Genomic DNA, 8,358 nt, shown 5'->3' with positions numbered 1-8,358 from the left:
AAGAGCCGAACCCGGAATCTCGAGATTCCGGGTTCTCGCTTCGCGAGCCCCGGAATGACAGCTGACATGGATCGAACGCAATGAGCCGAGCCGCGACCAATCTGCAGATCGATTCCGCCCGCCTCTGGGGCTCCATCCACGAGACCGCGCAATTCGGCGCGACCGCCAAAGGCGGTGTGCGGCGGCTGACCTTGAGCAGCGAAGACAAGCAGGTGCGTGACTGGTTCCGGAAGGCCTGTGAGGAGGCCGGCCTCGAAGTGCACACCGACGCGCTCGGCTCGCAATTCGGTTTGCGCAAGGGACGCGACATGTCGAAACTGCCCGTCGGCATCGGCTCGCACCTCGACACCCAGCCGACCGGCGGCAAATATGACGGCATTCTGGGCACGCTCGGCGCGCTCGAAGTGATACGCACGCTAAACGACGCCGGCATCGAGACCGAAACGCCGATCTGCATCGTCAACTGGACCAACGAAGAAGGCTCGCGCTTCGCGCCGGCGATGATGGCCTCCGCCGCTTACGTCGGCGATTTCACCACCGACAATATCCTCTCCCGCAAGGACAGCGAAGGCACGTCCGTCGGCCAGGCGCTCGACAGCATCGGCTATCGCGGCGACAAGCCGGTCGGCTTCCAGAAGCTCGGCTGCTTCGTCGAGTTGCACATCGAGCAAGGACCGATCCTCGAAGCTGAAGGCAAGACCATCGGCGTGGTCGATTCCGGACAGGGCGTGCTGTGGTACGACGGCAAGATTTCCGGCTTCGAGAGCCATGCGGGCTCGACCCCAATGCCGCTGCGGCGCGATGCGCTGGCGACGCTGTCGGAGATCGTGCTGGCGATGGAAGCCATTGCGAAGAAGCATGGGCCGAACGCGGTTGGCACCATCGGCGAAGCCGTGATCGCGAATCCCTCGCGCAATGTCATTCCCGGCGAGATCGCCTTCACCATGGATTGCCGCAGCGCGGATGGCGCGATCATGGATGCGCTCGATCGCGACCTACGCGCAGCCATCGCGGACATCGCCGCGCGCCGCAAGGTTGACGTCAAGATCGATCTCGTCTGGCGCAAGGCACCGACGCATTTCGATCCCAAGCTGATCGCAGCGGTCGAAAACGCAGCCAAGACGCTCGGCTATTCCTCCCGCCGCATCACCTCGGGCGCCGGTCACGACGCCTGCAACCTCAACACCGTCATGCCGGCGGCGATGGTGTTCGTGCCCTGCAAGGACGGCATCAGCCACAACGAGCTGGAAGACGCGACGCAGCCCGACTGCGCCGCGGGCACCAACGTGCTGATGCACACCGTGCTGGCGATCGCCGGCGTCGCATCCTGATCGGAGAGAGCCATGCGCGGAGTTTTCGTCGACGCCAACGAGGCGCTCGCCGTCATCATGGAGCGGCTTGAGAAATCTGGTGATCCCAAGGTTCGCATCCACAGGGATCCCGATATCAAGCCCGAGCAATATCCTGAGATTCTCGACGGCGCCGAAATCGCAATCGTGGACCACACGGCGCTTCCGACCGAGGTCGCCAGGAAGTGCACGGGCCTCAAGCACGTGGTGTTCCTCGGCACCGGCGCACGCAGCTACATGAACCCGGAGGAGCTCGCCGAGCTCGGCATCTCCGTGCACCTGATCAAGGGCTATGGCGATACGGCCGTGGCTGAATCCGCGATCGCGCTGATGTGGGCCTCGGCCCGCGTCATCGCGATGATGGACCGCGAGATGCGCGCCGGCAACTGGCTGCGCGAAGACGGCATGCAGCTCACCAGCAAGACGCTCGGCCTGATCGGCTTTGGCGGCATCGCCGCCGAAGTCGCGCGCATCGCATCCGGCAGCGGCATGAAGGTGATCGCCTGGAACCGCTCGCCCAAGAGCCATCCGGGCGTCGAATTCACCGATCTCGACACGCTGCTGGCGCGGAGCGACGTCGTGTCGCTGCACCTGCTGCTCAATGACGAAACGCGAGGCATGATCACGCGCGAAAAGATCGCAAAGATGAAGCCGGGCGTCGTCTTCATCAACACCGCGCGCGGCGCCATCGTCGACGAGCAGGCGATGATCGATGCGCTGAAGTCCGGTCATATCCGTCACGCCGGCCTCGACGTCTTCAACATCGAGCCACTGCCGGCAGACCATCCGCTGACCAGGATTCCGAACGTGACGCTGTCCGCGCATTCGGCGTTCCGTACGCCCGAGGCGAGTGAAAACCTGATTGAAGCGGCGTGGGTTCATTGCCGCCGGATCGTGAAGGGATAAGAGCAACAACAATGGCCGACTATCGCACCATCAAGGCAGAGCCGCTCACCAATGCCATCCGCGCCATCGTCAAGGCGGGCGGCTCCTCGGACCGCGAAGCCGAGCTCGTCTCCACCAATCTGGTCGAGGCCAATCTCAGGGGACATGACTCCCACGGCGTCGGCATGATCCCGCGCTATGTCCAGAGCATCGTGAACGGCGGCCTCGCCGTGAACGCGCACGTCAAGATCGTGCTCGACACCGGTCCGCTTCTCACCCTCGACGGCCTCACCGGCTATGGTCAGGTGATCGGCCATGAAGCGATGGAGCTGGCGGCCGAGCGTGCCAAAAGCAACGGCGTGTGCCTCGTTGGCCTCTCCAACTCGCACCATATCGGCCGCATCGGCCACTGGGCCGAGCAATGCATTGGCCACGGGCTGGTCTCGATCCACTTCGTCAACGTGATCTCGCGCCCGATCGTGGCGCCCTGGGGCGGCAGCGATCCGCGCCACGGCACCAACCCGTTCTGCGTCGGAATCCCGCGCAGGGGCAAGGAGCCGATCGTGCTCGACTTCGCCACCAGCCGGATCGCACAGGGCAAGACCCGCGTTGCCCACAACAAGGGTGTCGAGCTCGAGCCCGGCACCATCATCGACAACGAGGGCAAGCCGACCGTCAACCCGCGCTACACCGTGATCCCGCCGTACGGCGCCATCCTGCCGTTCGGCGAGCACAAGGGTTCGGGGCTGGCGCTGGTGTGCGAAATCCTCGGCGGCGCGCTTTCCGGCGGGCAGGTGGTCAAGGGCCCGTCCGACGGCAAGTACAACGTCCTCAACGGCATGCTCTCGATCGTCATCGATCCGACCAAGCTCGGCACTGCGGAAAACCTGGCACGCGAGGTCGAAAGCTTCGTTGCCTGGCACACAGGATCGCCCCCCGCACCCGGCGTCGACAAGGTGAAGATCGCCGGCGAGCCCGAGCGTGAGACCAGGAAGAAGCGCCTCGCCGAAGGCATCCCGGTCGATCCGACCACCTGGCAGGAGATTCTCGAGGCCGGGAAGAAGTTCGACCTGGATCAGGCAGCGATCGAGAAGATCGCGGGCTAGTCTCGGCACGAAGCAATCACAAACGGTGTCGTCCCGGACAAGCGAAGCGCTGATCCGGGACCCATACGCCGCAGCAGGCGTTTGGCGAAGACAGGCAATGACCTTCTCGCGCAACAACAACGGCTGCGACGTTTGGGTCCCGGCTCCCGTGCGCAATTGCGCACTAGGCCGGGACGACACCGGAGTCTGTTGCGCGGGCTCGCCTTAGTCCACCATGTCCGCAACGGCCTTGCCGCAAGCCGTCGTGTCGGCGTTGCCACCGAGATCCTTGGTGCGCAACGTACGCTCCGCCAGCGTACGCTCGATCGCCTCGACGATCGACTTGCCGGCTTCCTTCTCGCCGAGATGCTCGAACATCATCGCGCCCGACCAGATCATGCCGATCGGGTTGGCGATGCCCTGCCCTGCGATGTCAGGCGCCGAGCCGTGCACCGGCTCGAACACCGAGGGGAAATCGCCCTCGGGATTGATGTTGCCAGACGGCGCGATGCCGATGGTGCCGGTGCAGGCCGGGCCGAGGTCGGAGAGGATGTCGCCGAACAGGTTGGAGCCGACCACGACGTCGAACCAGTCCGGATGCAGCACGAAGTTCGCGGTGAGAATGTCGATGTGGTACTTGTCCCACTTCACGCCCGGAAATCTCTTGGCCATCGCCTCCACGCGCTCGTCCCAATAGGGCATGGTGATGGAGATGCCGTTCGACTTGGTCGCCGAGGTCAGATGCTTCTTCGGCCGCGACTGCGCGAGCTCGAAGGCGAATTTCAGGATGCGGTCAACGCCGGTACGGGTCATCACCGTCTGCTGCGTGACAAACTCGCGGTCGGTGTCCGGGAACATGCGGCCGCCGACGGAGGAATATTCGCCCTCGGTGTTCTCGCGCACCACCCAGAAATCGATATCGCCGGGCTTGCGGCCGGCCAGCGGCGACGGCACGCCGGGCATCAACCGCACCGGGCGCAAATTCACATACTGGTCGAACTCGCGGCGAAACTTGATCAGCGAACCCCACAGCGAGACGTGATCCGGAATCTTGGCCGGCCAGCCCACCGCGCCGAAATAGATCGCGTCGTGCTTGCCGATCTTTTCTTTCCAGTCATCGGGCATCATCTGGCCGTGCTTCTCGTAATAGTCGTAAGACGAGAAGTCGTAGTGATCGAAATGCAGCGACACGCCGTGCTTCTTGGCCGCGGCCTCCAGAACGCGCAGGCCCTCGGGCATCACTTCCTTGCCGATGCCGTCGCCGGGAATGACTGCGATCCGGTATTGCTTCTTGCTCATCGAGAACGTCCTTGGTTGGTCCTGCAGGCGCCGCCTTTTGACCGCACTGCAATGGACCAAAGTCGGCAGCAGTGCAACGCTGCACTGCAATGTTGACCATGGCGCAAACGAGCGCCTACTGATTTCATCCTTGTTCCTCTTCCGCGAGTACCCCTCATGGATCTGCATCTGCGTGGCAAGCGCGTCCTGATCACCGGCGCGTCCAAGGGCATTGGCGCCGCCGCCGCCGAGGCGTTTGCCGAGGAAGGCGCAAACCTCCTGCTCGCTGCCCGCAGCGCCGATCAGCTCAAGGCGCTGGCCGACCGCCTGCGCTCCGCGCATCAGATCGACGCCACGACCAGCGTCGTGGATCTGCGCAAGGCCGAGGACGTCGCCCGGCTCGCCAAGGACGCCGCCGACATCGACGTGCTCGTCAACAATGCCGGCGATATCCCCGGCGGCTCCATCGACAAGATCGACGAAGCCACATGGCGCCACGCCTGGGAATTGAAAGTGTTCGGCTATATCAACCTGACGCGGCAGGTCTACGCGCAGATGAAAGCCAGAGGCGGCGGCGTCATCGTCAACGACATCGGTGCGGCCGGCGAGAAGTTCGACGCCAATTACATCTGCGGCAGCGCCGGCAATGCCGCGCTGATGGCCTTTACCCGCGCGCTCGGAGGCAAGAGCCTTGCCGACAATATCCGCGTGGTCGGCATCAACCCGGGCCCCGTCGGCACCGACCGCCACGTCACCCTGCTGAAGACACGGGCCAAGCACCAGTTCGGCGATGAGAATCGTTACAAGGAATTCCAGAAGGGCCTGCCACTCGGCCGGCCTGCGCATGCGCGCGAGATCGGCGACCTCATGGCGTTCCTGGCGTCGGATCGCGCGGGCTATACGTCGGGCGTGATCTATACGGTCGACGGCGGCATCAGCGCCGGCTGGGGTTAGATTCTATTCACGTCATTGCGAGCGCAGCGAAGCAATCCAGGAATGCATTCGCAGTGACAGACTGGATTGCTTCGCTGCGCTCGCAATGACGAACACGATTAGCACGGGAGTAAATTAATTGTCTCAAGACCTGATCCGCGAAACCGCCTGCACTGTCGTCGATAAGCTGCGCTCAGGCGATGTCTCTCCACTCGAGCTGCTTGACGTGGTGGAGAAGCGCGTCAAGGAGGTCGACGGCAAGGTCAATGCGCTCCCCACCCTGTGCTTCGATCGCGCGCGGACCCACGCAAGAGCGCTGATGCAGAAGCCGGCCGGCGCGCGCGGGCTGCTTGCCGGCCTGCCGGTGCCGATCAAGGATCTGACTGATGTCGCAGGCGTGCTGAACACCCAGGGCTCGCCGATCTTCAAGGACAATATCCCCGCGACCTCAGACCTCATGGTCGAGAATCTCGAAGCCAATGGCGCGGTGGTCTATGCCAAATCCAACACGCCGGAATTCGGCGCCGGTGCCAACACCTTCAACGAGGTGTTCGGTGCGACGCTCAATCCCTGGGATGTTTCGAAGTCGGCGGCCGGCTCGTCTGGCGGCGCCGCGGTGGCGCTTGCGACCGGCATGGCCTGGCTCGCCCAGGGCTCCGACATGGGCGGTTCCTTACGCAGCCCCGCTTCCTTCTGCGGCGTGGTCGGCATGCGGCCGAGCATCGGCCGCGTCGCGCATACGCCCAAGTCGGGCATCGATCGCAATCTCGGCGTCGTCGGCCCGATGGCCCGCAATGTCGAGGATCTCGCGCTGCTGCTGGACGCCATGAGCGGCGACCATGCGGAGGATCCGCTGTCGCTGCCGACGCCTGCGACCTCGTTCCTGTCGGCGGCACAATCAAGCAGGAAGCCGAAGCGCATCGCCTATTCGCCCAATCTCGGCATCACCCCGGTCGATCCCGAAGTGAAGGCAATCACGCAGAAGGCCGCCGAACGTTTCGCGGAGGCCGGCGCGATCGTCGAGGAGGCGCATCCGGATTGGCGCGAGGCGCATGAGTGCTTCCATGTGCTGCGCGCCTTCGACTTCGCGATCACCAAGGCCAACCTGCTGCGCACCAAGCGCGACCTGCTCAAGCCCGAGGTGATCTGGAACATCGAGGAAGGCCTCAAGCTGACGGTCGATCAGCTCGCACGCGCCGAAGCGCAGCGTGTCGGCATGACCGCGCGCGCCATCGAGTTCTTCAAGACGTACGACCTGCTGTTGACGCCGACCACGATCGTGCCGCCCTTCCCGATCGAGAATCGCTATGTCGCCGAATGCGCCGGCAAGCGGTTCGACAATTACGTCGAATGGCTCGGCATCGTCTACGCCATCACGCTGGCCTGCTGCCCGTCGCTATCGCTGCCTTGCGGCTTCACCGCCTCTGGCTTGCCGGTGGGTGTGCAGGTCGTCGGCGCCCCGCGCGCCGATGCGCAGGTGATCGCCGGCGCCAAGGTGCTTGAGGATATTCTGGGCCTGCGCGGACAGACGCCGATTGATCCCAAGGTGAAGGCGTAGGGCGTCGCGCACTCGGTGCGCTCCCTCGCCCCGCTCTTGCGGGGAGAGGGCTGGGGTGAGGGGCCTCTCTCCCCACGCGAGATTCCCGACGGACCTGTACCCCCTCACCCGCCACGCTTCGCGTGTCGAGCTCTCCCCGCAAGCGGGGCGAGATTAAGAAAGATCACCTCCCGCTCGTCGCCTCCAGGCTGCGGCTGTAGCGCGACATCGCGAAGCAGAAGACGAAATAGATCGCGGCGACGAAGATATAGACCTCGACCGAAAACTGCTGCCAGGCCGGATCGATGATCGCGGTCTTGGCCGTGGTCAAGAGGTCGAAGATGCCGATGATCAGCACCAGGCTGGTGTCCTTGAAGAACGCGATGAAGGTGTTGACCAGCGGCGGGATCACGTGACGGATCGCCTGCGGCAACACCACCAGCCGGTGCTTGCGCCAATAGGACAGCCCGAGCGCGTCGGCGGCCTCATACTGCCCGCGCGGCACGGCCTGGAGACCGCCACGGATCACTTCGGCAAGATAAGCGCCCGCGAACAGGATGATCGCGATCTGCGCGCGCAGCAGCTTGTCGATGTTGAATCCCGCGGGCATGAACAGCGGAAACATCACGCTCGCCATAAACAGCAGGCTGACCAACGGCACGCCGCGGATCAATTCGACATAGAGCACCGACAGCGAGCGGATCGCCGGCAGCTTCGAGCGCCGGCCGAGCGCGACCAAAATGCCGAGCGGAAACCCGAATGCCAGTCCGAATGTCGCCAGGATCAGCGTCACAGGCAGGCCGCCCCAACGGTCCTGCGAGACGAACGACAGGCCGAACACGCCACCCCACATCAGCACGCTGATCAGCGCGAGCGCGCCGATCCAGAGGAAGGCGAGCTCGCGTCGCCACAGCGCGCGGCGGGTCGAGAGAGAGTACAGCGTGATGAACAGCAGCACCGCCAGCGCCGGACGCCATTGCTCGTCGAAGGGATAGGTCCCGAACAGGATGAAGCGATACTTCTCCGGGATGATCGCCCAGCAGGCACCCAGGCCGCGCACCGCCTTGCAAGCGCTGGAATCATTGGCCGGCGTGAGCCAGACCGCGTTGGCAATGCCCCATTGCACGAAGCCGATCACGCCCTTGGCCAGCACCGCCAGCAGGACGATTGTCAGGATGCCGTTGGGAATCGACGAGAACAGGTTGGTGCGGAGCCAGCGCAGCACCGGGTTGCCGATTTGCGGACGGCGGCTGGCACGCGGCAGGTCGGGCATGTCGGTGATCGCGGTCAT

7 protein-coding genes are annotated in these 8,358 nt (G+C 64.3%); 5 read left to right on the top strand and 2 right to left on the bottom strand.

The window, feature by feature from the left end; translation table 11 throughout:
* Positions 1-80: 80 nt before the first annotated feature.
* Genes Q0687_RS19385 through Q0687_RS19375 form a run of 3 tightly spaced genes read left to right on the top strand, consistent with a single transcriptional unit; the run spans position 81 to position 3,340 of the window.
* Positions 81-1,331: a Zn-dependent hydrolase gene (locus tag Q0687_RS19385; RefSeq protein WP_298879929.1), complete on the top strand. Its 1,251-nt coding sequence runs from the start codon at positions 81-83 to the stop codon at positions 1,329-1,331.
* A gap of 12 nt (positions 1,332-1,343) precedes the next feature.
* Positions 1,344-2,255, top strand: a complete 912-nt coding sequence (locus tag Q0687_RS19380; protein ID WP_298879926.1) for an NAD(P)-dependent oxidoreductase — start codon at positions 1,344-1,346, stop codon at positions 2,253-2,255.
* An 11-nt stretch (positions 2,256-2,266) separates the two neighbouring features.
* Positions 2,267-3,340, top strand: a complete 1,074-nt coding sequence (locus tag Q0687_RS19375) for a malate/lactate/ureidoglycolate dehydrogenase (protein ID WP_298879924.1) — start codon at positions 2,267-2,269, stop codon at positions 3,338-3,340.
* Positions 3,341-3,544: 204 nt separating this feature from the next.
* On the opposite strand, the gene Q0687_RS19370 is transcribed toward Q0687_RS19375, so the two are convergent.
* Complete coding sequence (locus Q0687_RS19370) at positions 3,545-4,618, bottom strand: tartrate dehydrogenase (protein WP_298879922.1); 1,074 nt, start codon at positions 4,616-4,618, stop codon at positions 3,545-3,547.
* Between the two features lie 156 nt (positions 4,619-4,774).
* On the opposite strand from Q0687_RS19370, the gene Q0687_RS19365 reads away from it, so the two are divergent.
* The gene (locus Q0687_RS19365; RefSeq protein ID WP_298879920.1) at positions 4,775-5,551 is read left to right on the top strand and encodes an SDR family oxidoreductase; all 777 of its coding nucleotides are present in this window, start codon (positions 4,775-4,777) and stop codon (positions 5,549-5,551) included.
* A 118-nt stretch (positions 5,552-5,669) separates the two neighbouring features.
* Positions 5,670-7,088: an amidase family protein gene (locus Q0687_RS19360; RefSeq protein WP_298879917.1), complete on the top strand. Its 1,419-nt coding sequence runs from the start codon at positions 5,670-5,672 to the stop codon at positions 7,086-7,088.
* Between the two features lie 163 nt (positions 7,089-7,251).
* Here the strand turns inward: Q0687_RS19360 and Q0687_RS19355 are convergent, their stop codons facing one another.
* Positions 7,252-8,358, bottom strand: a complete 1,107-nt coding sequence (locus Q0687_RS19355; protein WP_298879914.1) for an amino acid ABC transporter permease — start codon at positions 8,356-8,358, stop codon at positions 7,252-7,254.

Origin of the sequence: uncultured Bradyrhizobium sp. (assembly GCF_936928535.1) — a bacterium.
Taxonomy (GTDB): Bacteria; Pseudomonadota; Alphaproteobacteria; order Rhizobiales; family Xanthobacteraceae; genus Bradyrhizobium.
This window is presented reverse-complemented; position numbering and strand designations above follow the sequence as displayed.

Bases quoted from the DNA above. Each gene is read 5' to 3' on its own strand.
- Q0687_RS19380 (WP_298879926.1), top strand. From the start codon at position 1,344: ATGCGCGGAGTTTTCGTCGACGCCAACGAGGCGCTCGCCGTCATCATG.
- Q0687_RS19370 (WP_298879922.1), bottom strand. From the start codon at position 4,618: ATGAGCAAGAAGCAATACCGGATCGCAGTCATTCCCGGCGACGGCATC.
- Q0687_RS19385 (WP_298879929.1), top strand. From the start codon at position 81: ATGAGCCGAGCCGCGACCAATCTGCAGATCGATTCCGCCCGCCTCTGG.
- Q0687_RS19355 (WP_298879914.1), bottom strand. From the start codon at position 8,358: ATGACCGCGATCACCGACATGCCCGACCTGCCGCGTGCCAGCCGCCGT.
- Q0687_RS19375 (WP_298879924.1), top strand. From the start codon at position 2,267: ATGGCCGACTATCGCACCATCAAGGCAGAGCCGCTCACCAATGCCATC.
- Q0687_RS19365 (WP_298879920.1), top strand. From the start codon at position 4,775: ATGGATCTGCATCTGCGTGGCAAGCGCGTCCTGATCACCGGCGCGTCC.